Annotated in this window: 19 protein-coding genes; 4 read left to right on the plus strand and 15 right to left on the minus strand. The window is 42.7% G+C overall.

Annotated features, from left to right (window positions below):
- Position 1: 1 nt before the first annotated feature.
- The 3 genes from ftsL to mraZ are packed head-to-tail and all read right to left on the minus strand — an operon-like array spanning position 2 to position 1,755.
- Positions 2 to 316 carry a cell division protein FtsL gene (gene ftsL, locus PQR79_RS14610; RefSeq protein WP_238107730.1) on the minus strand — a complete coding sequence of 105 codons (315 nt, stop codon included), beginning with the start codon at positions 314 to 316 and terminating at the stop codon, positions 2 to 4.
- A 14-nt stretch (positions 317 to 330) separates the two neighbouring features.
- Positions 331 to 1,272: a 16S rRNA (cytosine(1402)-N(4))-methyltransferase RsmH gene (gene rsmH / locus PQR79_RS14615; protein WP_238107731.1), complete on the minus strand. Its 942-nt coding sequence runs from the start codon at positions 1,270 to 1,272 to the stop codon at positions 331 to 333.
- A 24-nt stretch (positions 1,273 to 1,296) separates the two neighbouring features.
- Positions 1,297 to 1,755, minus strand: coding sequence for a division/cell wall cluster transcriptional repressor MraZ (gene mraZ, locus PQR79_RS14620; protein WP_238107732.1), 459 nt, complete (start codon positions 1,753 to 1,755; stop codon positions 1,297 to 1,299).
- A gap of 886 nt (positions 1,756 to 2,641) precedes the next feature.
- Between mraZ and PQR79_RS14625 the strand changes: the two genes are divergently transcribed.
- Complete coding sequence (locus PQR79_RS14625) at positions 2,642 to 2,962, plus strand: hypothetical protein (protein ID WP_238107733.1); 321 nt, start codon at positions 2,642 to 2,644, stop codon at positions 2,960 to 2,962.
- Positions 2,963 to 3,072: 110 nt separating this feature from the next.
- Here the strand turns inward: PQR79_RS14625 and glpK are convergent, their stop codons facing one another.
- The 6 genes from glpK to leuA all read right to left on the minus strand — a co-directional run bounded on the left by glpK (position 3,073) and on the right by leuA (position 11,330).
- Positions 3,073 to 4,584 carry a glycerol kinase GlpK gene (gene glpK / locus PQR79_RS14630; protein WP_238107734.1) on the minus strand — a complete coding sequence of 504 codons (1,512 nt, stop codon included), beginning with the start codon at positions 4,582 to 4,584 and terminating at the stop codon, positions 3,073 to 3,075.
- Between the two features lie 214 nt (positions 4,585 to 4,798).
- Positions 4,799 to 6,151 (minus strand): outer membrane protein transport protein, encoded by a 1,353-nt coding sequence (locus tag PQR79_RS14635; protein ID WP_238107735.1) that lies wholly within the window; start codon positions 6,149 to 6,151, stop codon positions 4,799 to 4,801.
- 482 nt (positions 6,152 to 6,633) lie between these two features.
- Positions 6,634 to 7,239, minus strand: a complete 606-nt coding sequence (gene leuD / locus PQR79_RS14640; protein ID WP_238107736.1) for a 3-isopropylmalate dehydratase small subunit — start codon at positions 7,237 to 7,239, stop codon at positions 6,634 to 6,636.
- 19 nt (positions 7,240 to 7,258) lie between these two features.
- Entirely contained in the window at positions 7,259 to 8,671 is a 1,413-nt protein-coding gene (leuC, locus tag PQR79_RS14645) for a 3-isopropylmalate dehydratase large subunit (RefSeq protein ID WP_238107737.1), read from the minus strand.
- The gene (gene leuB, locus PQR79_RS14650; RefSeq protein WP_238107738.1) at positions 8,671 to 9,765 is read right to left on the minus strand and encodes a 3-isopropylmalate dehydrogenase; all 1,095 of its coding nucleotides are present in this window, start codon (positions 9,763 to 9,765) and stop codon (positions 8,671 to 8,673) included. The genes leuC and leuB overlap by 1 nt, the downstream gene beginning before the upstream one ends.
- On the minus strand, positions 9,762 to 11,330 hold the full coding sequence (gene leuA / locus PQR79_RS14655) for a 2-isopropylmalate synthase (RefSeq protein ID WP_238107739.1): 1,569 nt from the start codon (positions 11,328 to 11,330) through the stop codon (positions 9,762 to 9,764). Before leuA ends, leuB begins: the two co-directional genes overlap by 4 nt.
- A 530-nt stretch (positions 11,331 to 11,860) precedes the next feature.
- Between leuA and PQR79_RS14660 the strand changes: the two genes are divergently transcribed.
- Positions 11,861 to 13,681: a hypothetical protein gene (locus PQR79_RS14660; protein ID WP_238107740.1), complete on the plus strand. Its 1,821-nt coding sequence runs from the start codon at positions 11,861 to 11,863 to the stop codon at positions 13,679 to 13,681.
- A 46-nt stretch (positions 13,682 to 13,727) separates the two neighbouring features.
- Here the strand turns inward: PQR79_RS14660 and recQ are convergent, their stop codons facing one another.
- Entirely contained in the window at positions 13,728 to 15,575 is a 1,848-nt protein-coding gene (recQ, locus tag PQR79_RS14665; RefSeq protein ID WP_238107741.1) for a DNA helicase RecQ, read from the minus strand.
- 188 nt (positions 15,576 to 15,763) lie between these two features.
- On the opposite strand from recQ, the gene PQR79_RS14670 reads away from it, so the two are divergent.
- Positions 15,764 to 16,228, plus strand: a complete 465-nt coding sequence (locus tag PQR79_RS14670) for a thioesterase family protein (RefSeq protein WP_238107742.1) — start codon at positions 15,764 to 15,766, stop codon at positions 16,226 to 16,228.
- Positions 16,229 to 16,360: 132 nt separating this feature from the next.
- Entirely contained in the window at positions 16,361 to 17,278 is a 918-nt protein-coding gene (gene rarD, locus PQR79_RS14675; protein WP_238107743.1) for an EamA family transporter RarD, read from the plus strand.
- Here rarD and PQR79_RS14680 read toward each other — a convergent pair.
- From PQR79_RS14680 to radC, 5 genes are all read right to left on the minus strand, one after another.
- Positions 17,275 to 17,814, minus strand: coding sequence for a PH domain-containing protein (locus PQR79_RS14680; RefSeq protein ID WP_238107744.1), 540 nt, complete (start codon positions 17,812 to 17,814; stop codon positions 17,275 to 17,277). The two genes, rarD and PQR79_RS14680, sit on opposite strands and share 4 nt — an antisense overlap.
- A 73-nt stretch (positions 17,815 to 17,887) precedes the next feature.
- Positions 17,888 to 19,207: an amino-acid N-acetyltransferase gene (gene argA, locus PQR79_RS14685; RefSeq protein WP_238107745.1), complete on the minus strand. Its 1,320-nt coding sequence runs from the start codon at positions 19,205 to 19,207 to the stop codon at positions 17,888 to 17,890.
- Positions 19,208 to 19,568: 361 nt separating this feature from the next.
- A complete protein-coding gene (gene rpmG / locus PQR79_RS14690; protein WP_055025224.1) occupies positions 19,569 to 19,742 on the minus strand; it encodes a 50S ribosomal protein L33 in 174 nt (57 codons plus the stop codon).
- Between the two features lie 6 nt (positions 19,743 to 19,748).
- Positions 19,749 to 19,985: a 50S ribosomal protein L28 gene (gene rpmB, locus PQR79_RS14695; protein ID WP_160054466.1), complete on the minus strand. Its 237-nt coding sequence runs from the start codon at positions 19,983 to 19,985 to the stop codon at positions 19,749 to 19,751.
- 121 nt (positions 19,986 to 20,106) lie between these two features.
- On the minus strand, positions 20,107 to 20,784 hold the full coding sequence (gene radC, locus PQR79_RS14700; RefSeq protein WP_188919513.1) for a RadC family protein: 678 nt from the start codon (positions 20,782 to 20,784) through the stop codon (positions 20,107 to 20,109).
- Between the last annotated feature and the right edge of the window lie 182 nt (positions 20,785 to 20,966).

Consider the following 20,966-nt stretch of genomic DNA (forward strand, 5'->3'; position numbering starts at 1 on the left):
CTCACTGAACTCGAATAATGACTTCCTCTTTAGGAAGCGGTCGAGCCATATTAAGTTCTTTTGTTGCCATTCGCGTCACACGACTGTGTTCTGACTGCGATTGTTCTTCTAATAATAAGTTGCGCCATTCAATGTCTAACCTGTCCTGCTCTTGCAGTAATTGATCCCATTGAGAGGTCAACTGCCGTGTCACATGGCTGGTGTAAACCACCACAATGCCATTGGCGACAACAAACAAACCTAGCAGCACAATCCATTTATGATGCCAGAGGTCGAGCAACACAATACGAGGTAAACTTAATGGTGATTGGCTCACATTATCCTCGGTCTTTAATAATCTAAGCGCTCAGCAACTCGTAACACCGAGCTGCGGGCACGTGGATTTTGTTCTAATTCAACATCAGAAGGCTTCATTGCCTTACCAATCGCTTTTAACTTACGGCTTTTATTGATCTCAGCTTCTGTGATGGGCAACCCATGCGGTACACTCTCACCTTGGCTATGGCGACGAATAAAACGTTTCACCATACGATCTTCTAATGAATGAAAGCTAATAACTGACAAGCGTCCTTGTGGAGCGAGTACCGTTAACGCGCCTTCTAGTGCTTGGTCAATCTGCTCTAATTCGCTATTAATATAAATTCGAATAGCCTGAAACACTCGAGTCGCCGGGTGCTTATTACGCTCTTTGTTTTTGGTAATACGCGCAATTAAATCCGCTAAATCTTTGGTACGTAAAAACGGTGTTTTTTCGCGATCGGCCGCAATACAGCGGGCAATATGTCGCGCATTTTTTTCTTCGCCATAGGTTTTAAATACCCATGCCATATCTTCTATTTCAGCGCGAGCAATCCACTGCGCTGCAGTTTGACCTTGGCTATTGTCCATACGCATGTCTAACGGGCCGTCACGTAAAAAGCTAAAACCACGTTCGGCATCGTCTAACTGTGGTGACGACACTCCTAAATCGAGTAACACACCGTTGATTTTGCCTGTAAGCCCTAGCTCTTCAACATACTGTGCTAACTGTCCAAAACCACCGTGCACAATTTGAAAGCGTGAATCATCGGCAAACTGTTTAGCGGCTTCAATGGCTTGTGGATCGCGATCAATGGCAATCAATCGACCATTAGCCCCTAAATGACTTAATACATGACGAGAATGTCCACCACGGCCAAATGTGCCATCAATATAGATGCCATCACTTTGGATATTGAGACCCTCTACAGTCTCATTCAGTAATACAGATAAATGGGCAAACTCTTGGCTCATTGGTTTTGTTAACCTTATTGGTCGCTACAGTGAAAAATGTGCCAGACGTTCATTGCTGGCTAAATCTTGGCTATGGATAAGCTCGTTGCCATCATCCATTTGTTGCTGCCAAGCAGACTCTTCCCACAGTTCAAATTTATTCAGTAAGCCCACCAGCATGGTTTTCTTTTCTAAGCTGGCAAAACTTCGCAAAGCCGGCGGGATCACAATGCGTCCGTGGCTGTCTAGTTCACAATCTTGTGCGTGACCCAGTAATTTTCGTTTAAAGGAACGTTCAAGCGGATCTGTATCAGAAAGTAACCTGAGTTTTGCTTCAATTTGCTCCCATTCGTGCAATGGGTAAATCAGCAAACAGGCGGCATTTATGTCTACGGTAATAATCACTGTACCGGCATGCTCCACACGCAACGCGTCACGGTATCTCGCAGGAATTGCGATCCGTCCTTTAGCGTCCATGTTAATAGCACTGGCACCTCGAAACACTTTATTACACCCTTTTTGTTAGCATTTGATCCACAATGATCCACTTTTTCCCACAAATGCTAAGTTTAGGGACTCAAGGCAAGTGTTGTCAAGGGATGGACAGATATATTAAATCCAGACGCCAAGCGGGTTAGCAGCAAATTGATCTCAAGCAGGAAGAATGACAAAGCCGTCTGTAAAAAACAGCTTAAAATCAGGGTAAATGAGTTAAACCAGAGACATAACGCTCATTTTATCAGCGAAAATAACCGCGGTTATTTTAATTAAAGTGTGTTAATTATCTAAATACTCCACCTTTAGATTGAATTATGAGCCTGTTAGCAAGGGACTTCTCCGCATTAAAACTCACAAATTGTCGATCTTGATCGAGAAAAGCGGTTAAAAAAACATTCTTATTTGATTGCAATAGCAACGCTTTATACTCAATGACCTTCTTGTACGACGTAGTCAACGCTAGAGCATTAACGTCGATAAATGATTTACCGGCTTAATTACAGCAACACTGCCCAGACGTTAATCGTATCTGCCTCTCTCAATATCAAGGGCAGGCATTTTATCAATTCAGCTCGCAATCACAGTTAATTATTCTTAATGCCAACATTAGGGTTTACTGATATTTCAAGATTTTTCATAGTCATTGGAGCATCTAAAGCGGTAAATAACATGTTGAAGAGTGGTGTTAACCTAAGCGTAAATGGATTATCGTCAACGTCGTTACAAATCAACCAAGAAACTGCGACAAACCAAACCCAATGAGTAAGAACCTGATGGACTATCTTAAATTACGCCAAGATGAATTATGATTAAATTTTAACCGCGAGGTGCCGATAACAAGTATAGTTAATGGTATATACCTAATCTTTTTATCTGCACAGGAGGGCGCGACATGAGTATTGATAGCATTTATGCCATGCTTGCTAGACCTGTACGCGCCGTCAGTGAACATCGCAGAGTTGTCGAGCAGGTAAATAAGACCAGTGCCATAAACGCCGACAGTCATGAAACACCACAGTCGCAACTGCCCCCGCATATTGCCCGCAAACCTGTTACAACCAAAAAAGCATTGGTACGTAAAGAGCGCCGTTTAACATTACGCACCGTTGATGGCAAAAAAAGTACCGGCAACCGCTTAAGAAGAATGAATACTGACGAGCGATTTTCTACTCGTGGAGAAACCGCAAGTCAGCACATTGATATCGAAGTGTAATACCATCACTATTTGAAAGTGAACAATCATGTCTACATAGCGACGCCTTAATCAAAAACGACAGGACGCATTCTGAGTGGCCACGTATTTAATGCCGATGGGTATAATATCTATGACTGTGACTGTGACTGTGACTCGCTGTTAGGACTCACTTGTAATACCGCCTGTTTCCAGCCAGCGTAAATCTTAGCTCTATGTTCATGCGGCATATTTGCTGTAAATACGCGCTCTGTCGATAACATCGATTTTAACTCGTCTGTAGACCGCCACACCCCCACGGCTAAACCAGCTAAAAATGCCGCGCCCATGGCGGTGGTTTCTGTCACTGTTGGGCGAATGACTTTCGCCCCAGTAATATCGGCTTGAAACTGCATTAAAAAATCATTTGCGACTGCACCACCGTCGACTCGAATTTCGGTTAATGGCACATCCGAATCTTTACTCATAGCATCAAGCACATCACGAGATTGATACGCAATCGCTTCCAAAGCGGCACGAATAATATGATTCCGATTGGCACCACGAGTCAGCCCAATAATCGCTCCACGAGCGTCGGCATCCCAATATGGTGCTCCTAAACCAACAAACGCGGGCACTAAATACACACCATTGGTATCATCAACTTTTTCGGCAAAATATTGGGTGTCACACGCATCTGTAATTAAGCCTAATTCGTCACGCAACCATTGAATAACAGCCCCGCCCATAAAGACCGAACCTTCTATGGCATAATTGACTTTAGCATCTGCACCAATAGCGACTGTCGTGAGCAACCCATGAGTCGACTCAACCGCTGTTTCTCCGGTATTCATTAATAAGAAACACCCAGTACCATAAGTATTTTTGGCCATACCTGGCTCGATACATAACTGACCAAAGAGTGCCGATTGTTGGTCGCCAGCCATACCAGCGACAGGCACATGGTTGCCTGTCAGTTCGGTATAACCGTATATGGCGCACGACGGCTTAACCTCTGGCAGCATAGCGAGGGGAATATCAAATAACTCCAGTAATTCTAGATCCCACTTTTGAGTATGAATATTGAATAACATAGTGCGAGATGCATTAGTTGGTTCAGTGACATGCACTTCACCTTGAGTGAGCTTCCAAACTAACCAGGTGTCTACAGTACCAAATAACAAATCACCCGCTTGGGCAAGTTCACGTGCACCGTCAACATTGTCTAAAATCCATTTAATTTTAGATGCTGAAAAATACGGATCTAATACAAGACCGGTTTTTTGGCGTACCATGTCTTCAGCCCCTTGGGCTTTAAGTTGCTGGCAAATACTCTGACTTCGACGACATTGCCACACTATCGCATTATATATTGGTTTACCGGTACGCTTGCTCCAAACAATGGTCGTTTCACGTTGGTTAGTAATGCCAATGGCTGCGACATCTTGGCGACCAATACCTGCACGCGTTAACACCTCGACCAACACTGAGCTTTGCGATGACCAGATTTCCATAGGATCATGCTCTACCCAGCCCGCTTGAGGGTAATGTTGAGTAAACTCTCGTTGAGCAACGGCAACAATATTGACTTGGTGATCAAACACAATCGCCCGAGAACTCGTTGTACCTTGATCTAATGCGACAATGAATTTTTTATCAACCATCGGATTTCCTGTATCATTTTTTCATCATTATTTTATAAGATTTTCTGCTTAACTGGCTCAGTATGGCATGCTACATCGACATTTAATGCAGCGGCATGCAAGCGTTAGATCTTAACAAAAATAACGATGACTTTGCTTATTCAACGCCCAAAATAGCAAAAGCCCCGCAAATGCGAGGCTTATATAAAATCAACAGCTGTAAACAGCAGGCTAATTACATTTTATAACTAACTTGCAAACCTGTTAACCATACATGACCTGTCGCTTCACCATTAAATCCAACAGAAGCCAAACTTAATAGTTCCTGAGTTTCAGTGATTGGTGCATCACCGTGCATGCGGATATAAGTCACAGCAAGGTCAACATTCAGGTTTTTAGTGACTTGGTAGCCGGTACCCATGCTAAACCATAAACGGTCAGAGTCTGGAATGGTCGTTGTGCGATGCTCGTCGTCTACTGCAGTTTTATCAAGTGCAACACCGGCACGTAATGTCCACTGATCATTCACAGTGTATGTGCTACCAATCGAATAGCGCCAGTTGTCTTTAAAGTTCTCTTCTTTGACAACATCTGACTCAAGATCGCCAGTTGGTTTTACATCACCAGGAAAGTATGCCACAAGCTGATCAAACACGCTCCATTCTGTCCAGTTTACACTACCGTGCATCGCCCAGTTATCGGTCAATTGATGATAAGAAGCAAGTTCAGCAAAAGCAGGGAGTTCAATCGGCAAGTAACCATCAATTTCCACATCTTGACCACCGTCATAGACCACACCAGCGGCACTACCATCAAGCTCTAACTCAACACCGCTGTGGTAAGCTAAACCAATACGGTGATTTTTATTAATCTGCCAACTTGCACCCGCTTTCCAGCCGTAACTAATGTCATCACCTTCCATCGACTTTAGCTCTGTACCAGCTGCAGGTAACTGCTCTGCAATGCTTTCAGGTACATTCGGGTTGGCTTTAATCGCATCAATCCAAGATGGTGTTGTCGCGCTAATTTCACCTTCACCATAGACAATACGCAGGCCCGCTCCCACAGTAAATTCATCGTCGATACGATAAGCAATGTTTGGATTAAACTCCACTGTGGTGATAGAGGTGTGATTACCAAAAATAGCCGCGGCGCTGGTTGAATCTATCTCAGTCGCTAAACCATAGTTTGAGTTAACGGCAAGACCCCAGGTCCATTGATCGTTTAATTGATTAGAGTAATAAAAGTTCGGTACCAGAGCATCGTCTGCTACATCAATCGCGTTAGCGTCAATGACAATAGCATCTGAGCCCAGTAATGAAGATTCAATGCTAACGTCGCCCAGTACATCAATATCAGGCATAACATAAATCCCACCAGCAGAAAGCTGACGGCCTTCGAGGTAAGATAGCATTGCCGGGTTACGCGCTTGAGTTGAAGCGTTATCTGCTATGGCGGCTTCACCCGCAAATGCACGACCTAAACCGGTAGCTGAAGATTCGGCAAGTTGAAAACCTGCTGCGTTGACTTGAGTTGTTGCCCCAAAGACAATGGCACTAATGGCCAATGTTAACACTGTTTTTTTCATTATCATTCTCTGTGCTGTAGATTCATCCCGCTTAAATCGGCTTCAATAGAGCAAAAGCTCGACTTAAATGAGCGCATAAGTGTACTGATCCAAAACGGCTTTGCAACTAGGTGGGAACTCAATATGACCTTTGAAATGTGCAGTTTGAAACTGTGATCCAGTGCAACATTTGTAATTTACATGTTCAAATTTTGATGAAAAAAAACATGACTGTACGCTCAACCTTTGCACTAACGGGTCAATATGTCACTTTCAGTTTAAAAAACATTACCTTAGCCACCATCAAATGAAACACCAGTTAGCTTGTATATAACAAGTAACCTCGTTGTTCTCGATTTAAAATCAATCATTTAGCAATTTTGTTACATTAATTAATTTACAAATAAAAATAAAAAAAACCTCTTTTTGCTAGCAAAAAGAGGTTTTATACACAATCCATCTAACCGCTATTTACCCATTGAGAGCTAAATACGGGCTAATGGTTATGCGTACCATTGCGGTATTTGAGTTTCATAATCACTAATATCTTGTTCAAATGACAAGGTTAAGCCAATCGCATCAAGTCCGTTTAATAGCTTATGCCTTGCTGAATCAACTAGGCTAAAATTAAACACTTCACCAGAAGGTGAGGTTACCGTTAAAGCTTGTAAATCCACGGTAATTTGCGCGCCTTCAGTTGCAGCGACTTCATCCATTAATTGCTGTACTTGCTGTGCAGGTAACTTAACAGGTAACAGACCATTATTAATGGAGTTTCCATAAAAAATATCAGCAAATGTTGGGGCAATAATCACGCGTAAACCAAAGTCAGCCAACGCCCAAGGTGCATGTTCACGTGATGAACCACAGCCAAAATTTTCTTGGGCTAATAAAATCGACGCCCCTTTGTAGCGCGGTTTATTTAGCGCAAACTCAGGATTAGGCTTATCGCCAGCATCATCTAAATAACGCCAGTCATGGAATAAATGCACCCCAAAGCCATCACGGGTTACTTTAGATAAAAATTGCTTCGGAATAATTTGATCCGTGTCGACATTGGCACTGTCGATGGCTACCGCTAAACCGGTATGGGCAGTAAATGCTTGCATGTGTTTCTCCTATCTCGGTTTAGTAAGGTTTGCGAATATCAACAAAGTGACCGGCAATGGCAGCAGCGGCAGCCATGGCAGGGCTCACTAAATGCGTGCGACTACCGCGACCTTGACGCCCTTCGAAGTTACGATTACTGGTTGATGCGCAGCGATCGCCCGCTTCTAAACGGTCATCATTCATCGCCAAACACATTGAACAACCCGGTAAACGCCATTCAAAACCTGCATCGATAAAGATTTTATCTAAGCCTTCCGCTTCTGCTTGAAGTTTTACCTGGCCAGACCCCGGTACAACGATAGCCACAACACCATCAGCCACCTTGCGGTTTTTGGCATGCACTGCCGCAGAGCGTAAATCTTCAATACGGGAGTTAGTGCAAGAACCTATAAACACTTTATTAATGCTGATGTCTGTCATTTTGGTACCTGGCGTTAAACCAATGTAATCTAATGCTTTAATCATGCTAGATTGATTTATCAAATTAGATTCTTGTTCAGGATTAGGTACCACACCGTCAATCGCCACAACTTGACCAGGGTTTGTCCCCCAGGTTAATTGCGGAGCAATGTCTTTAGCATCTAATACCACTTCGGCATCAAACACAGCATCTGCATCGGTTTTAAGCTGTGACCACGCAGCAACCGCTTGTTCCCAAACGTCATCTTTTGGCGCAAACTCACGGCCTTTTAGGTAATCAAAGGTCGTTTGGTCAGGTGCCACCATACCGGCTTTGGCACCCATTTCAATGGCCATATTGCATAAGGTCATACGGCCTTCCATGCTTAACGCTTCAATGGCTTGGCCACAAAACTCAACCACGTAACCGGTACCACCATCCATACCAAGCTTGCCGATAATCGCCAGTACAATATCTTTTGCAGTCACGCCGTCAGTGACCTGACCACGCACTTCAACCTTCATGGTTTTAGCTTTAAGCTGACGCAGAGTTTGAGTGGCAAGCACGTGCTCTACTTCTGATGTGCCAATACCAAATGCCAATGCACCAAATGCGCCATGAGTCGCGGTATGCGAGTCACCACATACAATCACAGTACCGGGTAAGGTAATACCTAACTCGGGCCCCATTACATGGACAATACCCTGGTTTGGGTGGTGAATATCGTATAAGCGTACGCCAAACTCTTTACAGTTTTGCGCTAAGGTTTCAACTTGCGTACGCGCCATTGGGCTTAGTGCATCTAAACTTGCGCTACGAGTCGAGGTGTTATGATCCATGGTGGCAAAGGTTTTTTGCGGCGCACGTAATTGACGACCAGCCACTTTTAGCCCACTAAAGGCTTGTGGTGATGTCACTTCATGCACTAAATGACGGTCAACATATACTATCGGCGCCTCGCCTTCTGGGCTTGCAACAATATGCGCATCCCACACTTTTTCGTATAAAGTTTTACCTGTTACCTGGGCCATTACACACCTTCCTGAATTGCTTGAGCGATAAAATCGCCCATTTGTGCTGTCGTTTTTGCTTCGCTACGCTTATCTGCTGCTAATAATTCACCGGTTAAATAGCCACTAGATAATGCTTTAGTGACTGCACGCTCAATGGCACTTGCTGCCTCTTCTTGCTTTAAGCTGTGGCGTAACATTAATGCTGCAGATAAAATTTGTGCGACCGGGTTAGCAATACCTTGCCCAGCAATATCAGGCGCACTGCCACCAGCAGGTTCAAATAATCCCAACCCGGTGCTGTTCATACTTGCCGATGATAATAGCCCCATTGAGCCCGTTAACATGGCAATTTCATCTGACAAAATATCACCAAATAAATTTGAACATAACATCACGTCAAACTCGTCTGGACGACGTAATAGCTGCATGGTCGCGTTATCAATATAAATGTGCTCTAAGGTAACATCAGGAAAGTCTTTAGCGACCTCTTCCACCACTTGGCGCCATAGTACTGAACACGCCAACACGTTGGCTTTGTCTACCGAGGTGACTTTGTTTTTACGGCCACGTGCAGCTTCAAAAGCAATACGCGCAATACGGCTGATCTCACGGCGACTATAGCGCATGGTATCAAACGCTTCTTCGCTATCACCTTCACCTTGACGCCCTTTGGGCTTGCCAAAGTAAATACCGCCGGTTAACTCACGCACACACAACACATCAAACCCGCGTGCTGATATGTCGCTACGTAGTGGTGACATATGTTCTAAGCCGTCATGTAATTTTGCTGGGCGTAAATTACAAAATAGCTCAAAGTGACCACGTAATGGCAACAAAGCTCCGCGCTCAGGTTGATCATTTGGAGGTAAATGCTCCCATTTAGGGCCGCCAACACTACCAAATAAAATGGCATCGGCTGCTTCACAGCCTTTTAATGTAGACTCAGGTAATGGACAACCATGGTTATCAATGGCAATACCGCCAACATCATATTCGCTGTAGTTAATGTCTAGCCCAAAGCGTGTTTCAACAGCATTAAGCACTTTACGCGCCTCTGCCATCACCTCAGGACCAATACCATCACCCGACAAAACTGCTATTTGATAACTCATACGCCACCTAACTCCCTTTCTTTATGGATCTGTTGTTTAAAATCAGCCACTTTATCTGCGCGATACACTAAATTCATCACATGCACTAACGCTTGAGCAGAGGCCTCTACGACGTCGGTTGCTAAACCGACACCATGGAACATTTGTTCATTGTATTTTGCAGTAATATCAACCTGACCTAGCGCATTTTGACCTTCGCCTTTAGCACCAAGCTTGTAATTGGTAATATTAATTTGGCGCTGAGTGGCGCGCGCAATAGCATTATAAGCGGCATCAACAGGACCATTGCCCGTTGCTGCTTCAGTAAAGTCTTTGCCATCAACCGCAATGCGCACAGTAGCTGTTGCCACACCTTCTGTAGAATCTGAATGCACCATTAAATGTTGTAATTTGTATTGATCGTCATCTTGCGCTTGTGACTCCATATACACTAACGCTTCAAGGTCATAATCAAACACTTGCCCTTTTTTGTCAGCAAGTGTTAAAAATTGCTCATATAAACTGTCCATATCGTAATCGCCAGGCTGATAGCCCATTTCTTCCATACGATGTTTGATAACATGACGACCAGAGCGTGAAGTCATGTTTAGGTTATTACGGTTAAGACCAATGCTTTCTGGGGTCATGATCTCGTAAGTGTTTTTGGCTTTTAACATACCGTCTTGGTGAATACCTGACGAATGCGAAAATGCATTTGTGCCGACAATCGCTTTATTTGCTTGAATAGGCATATTGCAAAGCTGACTCACTAACGATGATGTACGGTGAATTTCTTTGGCATTAATGCCGGTGTCCAAATCTAACAACCCTTTACGCGTTGCTAAAATCATTGCGATTTCTTCTAATGAGCAGTTACCTGCACGTTCGCCTATACCATTAATGGTGCATTCAATTTGGCGAGCTCCCATTTCAACAGCAGCAATAGAGTTAGCCACAGACAACCCTAAATCGTCATGGCAATGCACTGAAATCACAGCCTGGTCAATATTGGGAACGCGATTGAATAACGTTTGAATAATACCGCCAAACTCACTAGGCACCGTGTAACCAACAGTGTCAGGGATGTTAATGGTGCGAGCACCGGCTTTAATTGCCGCCTCAACCATACGGCACAAATTATCAATTGGGGTACGTCCAGCATCTTCGCACGAAAACTCAACGTCATCGGTAAAACGTCTTGCGTATTTAACTGCACCCACTGCCATATCTAACACATCATCAAATGTGCGCTTTAATTTGCTTTCAACATGAATAGTTGATGTTGAAATAAAGGTATGAATACGGAATTGCTCAGCCACAGACAAAGCTTGCGCAGCGGCATCAATGTCTTTTTCTAACGCACGAGATAAAGCACACACGCGACTGTTTTTAATGGTTTTAGCAATGGTCTGAACGGAGTGGAAATCGCCAGGAGACGACACCGGAAAGCCCACTTCCATCACATCAACGCCCAAACGCTCAAGAGCCAGCGCGATTTGTAGCTTTTCTTTAACGGTTAAGCTGGCAGCAAGTGCTTGCTCACCATCACGCAATGTTGTATCAAAAATTAAGACTCTATTGGACATCGAATTTCTCCATCGACCATCTTGTATGTATTTCACCTAACTGCAAATATCACAACCGGCTCGTTTCAAAAGGGCTATAAACAAAAAACCCCGCGACTATTAGCGCGGGGTTTGTGTATGCTTAATGATTTATTTTGCATGTAACACAAAGGACTCCGCGCAGATTATGCCAGAGAGGAGAAGGAGTCCGAGTAAAGATAATTGTGTATTCATGGCTTTAATATTCACTTTTAGTAAATAGATATTCTGTATAAATTTTCTCTATGAGTAATATTTAACGCGACCAGCCTCCACTGTCAACCTTAAATTGATTAACTTGAGAAAGATTACGATGTACTAGTACCTCATGACAGCTGTTGTCACTGAACACACTCGCTAAATAGACAACAAAAAATCTGGCATCGAGAAGATTAAACCGATGAGCTAGATCAAAATTCGCGCACATAAGTCGCTGCATCAATTATATATTTATGTATCATATTTTAAAAAATCGTATACTGCCAACAACCCAATATGAGTAGATATTAACGATGACACGATCGAGAAACACGAGTGAGAATAAATTAAGCCTGATTTTTGGCTTTGTTTTAGGATTATTGATTGTTTCTCTGGCATCGCCTGCTACAGCTCAAGTAACACAATCATTTTTAACAGCAGAAGACGTTGTAATCAACACTCAACAACTTAGCGTAAATGAACAATTAGATGTGATTCACGACATCAATACTCAACGTTCGGAGCAAGCAAAAATACTGATTGAAGGGCTTGAGCAACAAAGTGTAGAGCAGCCATTATCTGATGTACAAACCCTTCGTTTACGTTTATTACGCTGTTTCAATTTATTAGAGTTTGGCCATTTTGAACAAGCAATCACCTTATCGACTCAAGGCGAACAGACTGCCAGAGAGTTAAAGTACGATGTAGCTCGCCCTTATTTTATGCAATGTGGCGCTACAGCCTATCAGAGTCTTGGCAATACTTTACAAGAACAGCTGCTCACAGAAGAATCTTTACGCTTGGCTAAACGTTATTCAGAAAAACAAGCGATTATTGGTAGTTTATATGTACGCAGTCGGCAAAACACTAACCTCGAAAACTACAATCAATCAATTGAAGACTTGCGCATAGCGCTTGATATTTATGATCAAGCGAAACAGCAATTTCAGCCATGGTATTTATTACCAAAATCGTATCTACAGGCCGAAATATCTAATGTCTTTTTTTCAATGGGTGATTTTGAAGAAGCACTTCATTTTGCAGAGATCGCAGCAACAGACCCTTCAACTTTCGGAAAGCTTAATTTCGCATTTTCTATCAATTTAGCACGCATAAATATTGTATTAAAAAACTCAAAGGATGTACTTTTCTATCTTGAAAAAGCTGAAGCGGAGCATAACAAAAATACAGCAGAAAGAGATTTTGCAGTTGGTAATGCGCTACTTGCAATCATTAACCTATACGTTGGTAATCACGACATTGCACAGCAACAAGCATTACAAAGCATAGAGTTATTCAATAAATATCAAGAACCTATTTACGTGATGCGTATAAAGCGCACATTAGCTCAAGTCTATATAGCCCAGCAAAAAGACAATCAAGCATTAACACTACTCAATGAGATTATTGCGCAGGCAGCGGAGCTTAAGCAGTATTCAGATCTTGAAGAGTTTAATCAAATCGTCAGCGAATACTATGCCGATAAACAACAATTTGAGTCAGCATACCATTATCAAATACAACGCTATAATGCTGCTAAACAAGCCAATAATAAATTAAATAATGCCCATTTTATGCAATATAAAGCAAGGTTATCGACTCAAAATGAACCAAGCGTAAATGAAAAACCAACGACCAATAATATAAATCAAAGCCTGTCTATTGCCGCACTGATTATCCTCTTACTGTCTGTCGGTTTGGTGCTTTTTTTAAGAAGAAAGCCTCTGTACGCTAATGACGAATCAAAAGAACAAAGCCAATCACAGATCATTAATGCCATGCTTAATAATGCTAAACAAGGCCATTACCAATTAAGCCTGTTATTAATTAATATCAACCATATTCGCCAAGTCGATGTACCCAATTTATTGCAGCAACTTCAGCTAACGTTAAGAGAGCAAGACCAACTCTTTCGCCATAATCTTGATGAACTCATCATTATCTTACCGCACACCTCAGCCATTGGTGCGACTCGTGTAGTACATCAAATTGAAACGGTATTAAACCAATGGCCATCAGACATGAAATCCAGTATTGGAGTCGCGAGCTTACAGCAGCTAGATACATTTGAAGGGCTAATGAAAAAGGCAGTATTAAATCAATTAAGTAAAATGAAGCCACAAGAAAACCAGTAAACCCTGTTCAACAACATTTTCGACAAGAAACCGGCTAGACATAACCCTAGCCTTTTGTCAGGTAATCGCTGATCTCATCTAAAAACTCACCGCCAAAACGGTCAAGTTTTATTTGGCCGACACCGTTAACCGCAAGCATTTCACCTGGGCTGGTTGGGAGCATGGCAGACATTTCTGCCAAAGTCGCATCGTTAAAGACCAAGTAAGGTGGGATATCATGCTGCTCTGCTAATTCGCGGCGTAACAACTTTAAGCGAGCAAACAGTTTTCTATCATATTGTTGTGGTGCCCGAGGATTAGTTTTACGTTTTACATCAATTAACTGAATGCGCGGCTCTGCCAACATTAACGATAATTCGGCTTTTAATACTGGCCTTGCCGCCGGATTTAACTTAATCGATGAACCGCGGGTAATATCTTGGCTAACTAAACCCAAATGGATTAACTGACGAATGACACTCAACCAATACTCTGTCGATTTATCAGCACCAATCCCCCAAGTCGTTAGTTTGTCATGGCCTCTATCAACCACATTTGCAGCTTTAGAGCCTCTGAGTACATCAATCACTTGATGAATACCAAACCGCTGTTGTAAGCGATAAATGCACGACAACACTTTTTGTGCATCTTCAGTACCGTCATAGCGTTTTGGTGGGTCCAAACAAATATCGCAGTTTCCACAAGGCTCTGATGCCACCTCATCAAAATAATGCAGTAATACTTGGCGACGACAAGTTTGCGCCTCAGCAAAAGCGGCCATGGTATGTAATTTGTGAAACTCAACTTGTTGTTGCGGCCCAGGCTCTGACTGCTCAATCAAGTGTCTTACTCGGCCAATGTCAGCAGGGTCAAATAACATATAAGCTTCAGCATCTAAGCCATCTCGGCCCGCACGACCTGTTTCTTGATAATAGGCTTCAATACTTTTAGGGATATCATAATGCACCACAAAACGGACGTTAGATTTATTAATCCCCATACCAAAAGCTACTGTGGCTACGACAATATCAACCTGATCTTTTAAAAATCTGTCTTGCACATCAGCGCGTTCTTCTTGGCTCATTCCGGCATGGTAGGCTTGCGCATTAAAACCCTGCAAGCGTAGCCGCTCTGCCACTTCATCAACCCGGCGACGACTACTGCAATATACAATACCACTGGCACCATTTTGCACAGTAACAAACTGACGCAATTGATTGGCCGCATTTAACTTCTCGGCCACCGTATAACGAATATTAGGCCGATCAAAGCTCGATAATAAAGTATATGGTGTAATATTCAGCCGCTCACAAATACTCACGCGAGTTGCATGATCTGCGGTCGCGGTTAACGCCATTAATGGAATATACGGAAAATACTCTTTCAACTGGCCTAATGCAGCATATTCTGGTCTAAAATCATGTCCCCACTGACTAATGCAATGAGCTTCATCTACGGCAAACATGGCAATATCGATTGACTGCAAGCGCTCAATAAAATCAGGCCTTAACAATCGCTCAGGCGAGACATACAACAGCTTAATATCACCGGCATGCAATTTACGCAATACATCAGCGCTTTGTTCACGCGGCAGTGATGAATTGAGATAAGCCGCCGCCACGCCACTTTGTAACAAACTGTCGACTTGATCTTTCATCAACGATATCAATGGTGAAACAACAACCGTAACCCCAGGCAAGACGAGAGCAGGCAATTGGTAGCACATACTCTTACCACCACCAGTAGGCATAATCACTAAGGTGTCTTGGCCTTGTAAACTGTGTTCAATGACCTCTCGCTGTCCTTGACGAAAGGCGCGATATCCAAAGACCTGCTGCAAGCTGGTCGCTAATACGTCCTGCTCTGCTGTTAGGCTGTCTGCGGTAGATGTTGGCGTTGAAGTCAGAATATCCATTCACACTATGATGTCATTTAACGGACGGTCATTTTAAAGCACTCGGGCACAGATGTCTTGAAACAAAGTGCAAATGTCCAACCTTGCTAGCCGATGATGATTGAGTATTGCGCACTTTAGCGTTAGATTAAATACTCTATGCACGCTGAAAATAAATACAAAAATAATAAACAAGACAAGGATAGCGCATGACTTCATCTATTCAAGATCAAGCCTTAAAACAAGTGGCTGATATTTTTGATCAACATGTTCCATTCCATAACTTACTCGGGTTAGACATTAAACATTACGACATCAATGGGGTTGAAGTCGTGATTAAAATGAAACCTGAACTGATTGGTAACATCCATCAAAACATCCTTCATGGTGGCGTTACTGCAACGTTACTCGATGTCGTTGGCGGTCTGACAGCCTTTGCAGGCTTGGTCGCCAGCCGTGATGATTGGTCAATGGAAGAGTTGCAACAGCGCTTAACGACCTTAGGCACCATTGACATGCGGGTTGATTTTTTACGTCCAGGCCGTGGTGAAACATTTACCGGTACTGGTACGGTTATCAGAGCAGGCAATCGAGTCTCGGTTTGCAAGATGGAATTGCACAATGAGTTAGGCACTCATATTGCTTTTGGTACAGGTACTTACATGGTGGGCTAACTCGGCAGTGGTAGTCCTTTTGCCACGTTAAAGTGACAGTTCACCAATAAAACAAATTGCTTAATAACTTGTATCATCAATGGGGGCGACCTACAATCGCCCCTCTTTCGTTGTTGCCATTGTTGATTCATTATGCCGGATTTAGAATATCGTAAAGGGGTTTTCCTCGCGATTTGCGCTTACACCATTTGGGGTGTCGCCCCTTTATATTTCAAATTATTACATCATGTCCCCGCCACTGACATTTTAATGCACCGTGTTATATGGTCATTCCTTTTTATGATAATTTTGATGCAATTTATAGGTGGATTCAGCCGCTTACGCCTCATTCTCAAACAACCCAAACAACTGCTCATTTTGCTAACGACATCGATATTAATCGCAGCAAACTGGCTTATTTTTATCTGGGCAGTCAATAACGACCACATGCTTGATGCCAGTTTAGGTTATTTTATTAACCCATTGTTTAACGTACTGTTAGGAATGGTATTTTTAGGCGAACGCTTACGCAAATTACAATGGCTTGCAGTCACGTTAGCGAGCGTGGGGGTACTGGTACAGTTGATCTCGTTTGGTTCAATTCCGCTGGTGTCTTTGGCTCTTGCGGCAAGCTTTGGTTTTTATGGCTTATTGCGTAAAAAAGTGAATATTGATGCTAAATCTGGCTTATTGGTCGAAACCGCCATTTTATTACCCGTTGCACTCGGCTACTTATTGATAACGATAGACAGTTCACCTGTTAGCATGCTAACCAATGACCTCAATCTCAATTTACTCTTAGTGGCCGCGGGCATTGTTACCACCATTCCCCTTTTATGTTTTGCGGGGTCCGCAGTCAGAATTCCATTTTCGATTTTGGGGTTCTTTCAATACATTGGCCCGAGTATCATGTTTATCTTAGCGGTCAAATTGTTTGATGAGCCTTTCGACATAGAGAAAGGCATTACCTTTTGCTTTATCTGGGGAGCACTGGTGATATTTATTAGCGACATGGTACTGCAACGCCAGCGTCAACATGTTGCCACGAAAAAAGCCGCCGCAAAGGCTTAATCAATAGGCTTTGATGCTAAAGCGCTGGCATGCAACGTTACTAGCGCTTTATCTGCATCGATGACACTAACCATAATCATTTTATCTTGGCTAATGGGTAACATAATCACCTGAGCAGGCTTCGTTACCGACAATAAGGCTTTATCGCCATTATTTAATGAAAACCATCCCAAAGAATATCCTGGCATACCCAAACCATTTGTGCGCCACTTGGCCGCGTATTCAGGCTCTTTAAGCAGGTTGACGACGCGAGCTTGTGCAAAGTGCACTTGATTAATCTCAATGGTATTTGAATACAGTGGAATATTAACCTGCAACTGTTTGTCATCCCACGAAATTGTACTACTAAACGACTGATAAAACGTAAATACAAATAAGCCCATTAAAGGTAACATTATCCCCAACGTTAAATACTTAGCGTTACTGGGAATGGGTTTGAAAAAAATAAATACCGTTAAACCAAGTAACCCTAACAACAGTGCAATAAAACTGTATATGGCTCCTGAATCAAGAGGAGCCAGCTCGATAGCATTCATATAACCTCTTTCTAAGAGTGTGTTTTTTGACATAAAAAATGCCGGAATAACCGGCATTTTGAACACAATGAATTTATAAGTCTAGGGCAAGAATTTTTGAGCGGCGCTGATAGTTATATAGCTGTTTTTTCTTGTTAGGTAACTCTTCAACGTCAACAATATTAAAGCCATGCTCTAAAAACCAATGAATGCTGCGTGTCGTTAATGCAAACAAACGTGAATAACCGCGCACTCGGGCTTGGCCAATAATATTATTCAATAAAATACTGCCACGGTCAGCATCACGATAATCAGGATGCACCACTAAACACGCAAACTCACCGGCATTGTCTTCTTCAAACGGATACAGCGCCGCGCAACCAATCACTAAGTTATCGCGCTCGACCAACATAAACTGTTCTATTTCCATTTCGAGCTGCTCACGAGAGCGACGCACTAAAATACCCTGTTCTTCCAATGGGCGAATTAAGTTTAATATACCGCCAATATCACCAATCGTGGCACGTCGCAAACGCTCGGCGCTTTGAGTCACAATTTGAGTACCAATCCCTTCACGAGAGAACAACTCTTGAAGTAATGCGCCATCATCTAAATAACTCACTAAATGACAACGAGGTACACCACGGCGACAAGCCTCAACACTGGCCTTTAAGAACGCCATTTTGCCCACTGAAGTATGATCATCCTCAGACATGGTTTTAAGCATTTCTTCGATATCATCAGGCATTAGCTCAGCAATCACCTCACCATTACTGTCGATAAGGCCGTTAGTGTCACTAAAACCAATAATTTTGTCTGCCTTGAGCTTAATCGCCACTTGTGTCGCCACTTCTTCAGCGGTTAAGTTAAAACTCTCACCCGTAACAGACGCTGCAATAGGGCCCATTAACACAATACCATTATTGTCTAGCTGGCGACGTAAGCCTTGCGCATCGATACGACGCACCTTGCCGCTCAAACAAAAATCAACACCGTCGTCGACACCTAATGGCTGAGCAATAACAAAGTTGCCACTCACCACGTTGATTTGCGCATTTTGCATTGGGGTATTCCCCAAACTCATCGACAATCTCGCAGTAATATCAAACTGTGTTGCACCAGCAACCTGTTTAATAATTTTCAGGCTTTCTTCATCAGTAATACGGATGCCATTGTGGTAAACAGGTTCAATACCAGCAGCTTTTAATCCTGCGTCAATTTGCGGCCTTGCGCCGTAAACTAAAACCACTTCAATCCCAAGTGAATGCAGCAAGGCAACATCATTTAAAATGCCGCGAAATTGCGAATGCGCTAATGCTTCGCCACCTAACATGACAACAAACGTTTTACCTCTATGCGCATTAACATAAGGAGCAGAATGACGAAATCCATCAACCAGTTCAGTGGTTCTCACGGGCAAATTCACCTCGGTGTTGGTAAGTATTAAAAAGCTTGCGAGTGTACTCACCTTGCAAGCGAACATATTGTACGAATACACGATGGTATTGCATTTTAATTCACTTTTAAAGCATTTTATTTCACTTTTAACAAAAAGTATTTTGTCATTTTTGTGTGAAAAATTCATTACAGCCAAAAAGTTAGTTAAATGTTAACGTCAATGCAACTTTACGTAAAACGACGTAAATTGTCTCATACTCAAATGCAGTGTTATGGCTACATCATAAGCACTCGAGAATGAGTACCAGTATAGGTTAATTTTTCGCAGGCATAAAAAAAGCCCCAATTAAGGGGCTTTTTTAAGATTCAAAAATCAATTACTTGATTTTAGCTTCTTTGTAGATAACGTGCTGACGAATAACTGGATCAAATTTCTTGATTTCCATTTTCTCAGGCATGTTACGCTTGTTCTTTTCAGTAGTGTAGAAGTGACCAGTTTTAGCACTAGATACTAATTTGATCTTCTCACGATTACCTTTAGATTTAGCCATTTTCTATTATACCTTCTCGCCACGGGCACGAAGTTCAGCAACAACTACTTCGATACCTTTCTTGTCGATAATACGGATACCTTTAGTAGATACACGTAATTGTACGAAACGCTTTTCTTCTTCTAACCAAAAACGGTGGTTTTGTAGGTTAGGTAAAAAACGACGACGAGTCGCGTTTTTTGCGTGCGAACGGTTGTTACCAACCATTGGCTTCTTGCCAGTTACTTGGCATACTCTTGACATGTCAATCTTCTCCAAAACAAATTTTTAACGCTCGAGCATTAATGTGCCTCGTATGGCCGTCGCCCGAGGCACAAAGAGGGCGCATTTTATACACGATTGACCATATAAGATCAAGCAGTGTTTACACAATCCATCCTCGCTCAGCAAAGGAGACTATCTCCTGATCACCTACAACCATATGATCTAACAAAGAAACATCTATGGTTGCCAATGCATTTTTTATTCGCTCAGTTATTCGCCGATCAGCCTGACTTGGCTCAGCAATGCCAGACGGGTGATTGTGACACACTATCACCGCCGCTGCTTTTTTCTCCAAAACAAGGCTAATAACCTCGCGAGGATAAACAGAAGCTGAATCGATGGTGCCACGAAATAATTCTACAAATTGAATGACTCTATGTTGGGTATCCAACAATAGTAAGGCGAACACTTCATAGGATCGGTCTGCTAATTGTCTCATTAAATAGTCCCGAGTTAAATCAGGATTTGTCAAAATTTGCCCTCTTTGTAGATTTTCATGCGCAATTCGCTTAGAAATTTCGGCCGCAGCCTGTAATTGAGCATATTTTACCGGCCCAACCCCAGCTAATTGGCACACCTGGCTCTTAGAAGCACTTAACAAACTGCGTAAACCGCCAAACTGATTTATCATGTTGCGGGCTAAATCCACCGCATTTTGACCCGCTAGGCCATTTCGCAAAATAACCGCTAATAGTTCCGCATCAGATAATTGCCCTGCACCATTAAGCAATAGTTTTTCACGTGGCCCTTCTCCTTGAGGCCAATCTTTAATCCCCATGCAAACTCCTTGTTAACCGCGAGACGTTATAACACCGACGAATCCCGTTCCATCAATTCGCTACCACCACGTCAATATTGAGTTATTGTGTTTTAAAAAACACGCTCTTAAATGAGTTACACAGTATGGTTGATATTTTTGAGATTGGATCCACGCAACTTGTCATAGGTTTGTGATATTGT

Origin of the sequence: Shewanella metallivivens, from assembly GCF_028750675.1 — a bacterium.
In the GTDB taxonomy this organism is placed as follows: domain Bacteria; phylum Pseudomonadota; class Gammaproteobacteria; order Enterobacterales; family Shewanellaceae; genus Shewanella; species Shewanella metallivivens.

Coding starts and splice junctions, on each gene's coding strand:
- rsmH (WP_238107731.1), bottom strand. CDS start 1,272: ATGAGCCAAGAGTTTGCCCATTTATCTGTATTACTGAATGAGACTGTA.
- PQR79_RS14625 (WP_238107733.1), top strand. CDS start 2,642: ATGAGTATTGATAGCATTTATGCCATGCTTGCTAGACCTGTACGCGCC.
- glpK (WP_238107734.1), bottom strand. CDS start 4,584: ATGGTTGATAAAAAATTCATTGTCGCATTAGATCAAGGTACAACGAGT.
- PQR79_RS14635 (WP_238107735.1), bottom strand. CDS start 6,151: ATGAAAAAAACAGTGTTAACATTGGCCATTAGTGCCATTGTCTTTGGG.
- leuD (WP_238107736.1), bottom strand. CDS start 7,239: ATGCAAGCATTTACTGCCCATACCGGTTTAGCGGTAGCCATCGACAGT.
- leuC (WP_238107737.1), bottom strand. CDS start 8,671: ATGGCCCAGGTAACAGGTAAAACTTTATACGAAAAAGTGTGGGATGCG.
- leuB (WP_238107738.1), bottom strand. CDS start 9,765: ATGAGTTATCAAATAGCAGTTTTGTCGGGTGATGGTATTGGTCCTGAG.
- leuA (WP_238107739.1), bottom strand. CDS start 11,330: ATGTCCAATAGAGTCTTAATTTTTGATACAACATTGCGTGATGGTGAG.
- PQR79_RS14660 (WP_238107740.1), top strand. CDS start 11,861: ATGACACGATCGAGAAACACGAGTGAGAATAAATTAAGCCTGATTTTT.
- recQ (WP_238107741.1), bottom strand. CDS start 15,575: ATGGATATTCTGACTTCAACGCCAACATCTACCGCAGACAGCCTAACA.
- PQR79_RS14670 (WP_238107742.1), top strand. CDS start 15,764: ATGACTTCATCTATTCAAGATCAAGCCTTAAAACAAGTGGCTGATATT.
- rarD (WP_238107743.1), top strand. CDS start 16,361: ATGCCGGATTTAGAATATCGTAAAGGGGTTTTCCTCGCGATTTGCGCT.
- PQR79_RS14680 (WP_238107744.1), bottom strand. CDS start 17,814: ATGAATGCTATCGAGCTGGCTCCTCTTGATTCAGGAGCCATATACAGT.
- rpmG (WP_055025224.1), bottom strand. CDS start 19,742: ATGGCTAAATCTAAAGGTAATCGTGAGAAGATCAAATTAGTATCTAGT.
- rpmB (WP_160054466.1), bottom strand. CDS start 19,985: ATGTCAAGAGTATGCCAAGTAACTGGCAAGAAGCCAATGGTTGGTAAC.
- radC (WP_188919513.1), bottom strand. CDS start 20,784: ATGGGGATTAAAGATTGGCCTCAAGGAGAAGGGCCACGTGAAAAACTA.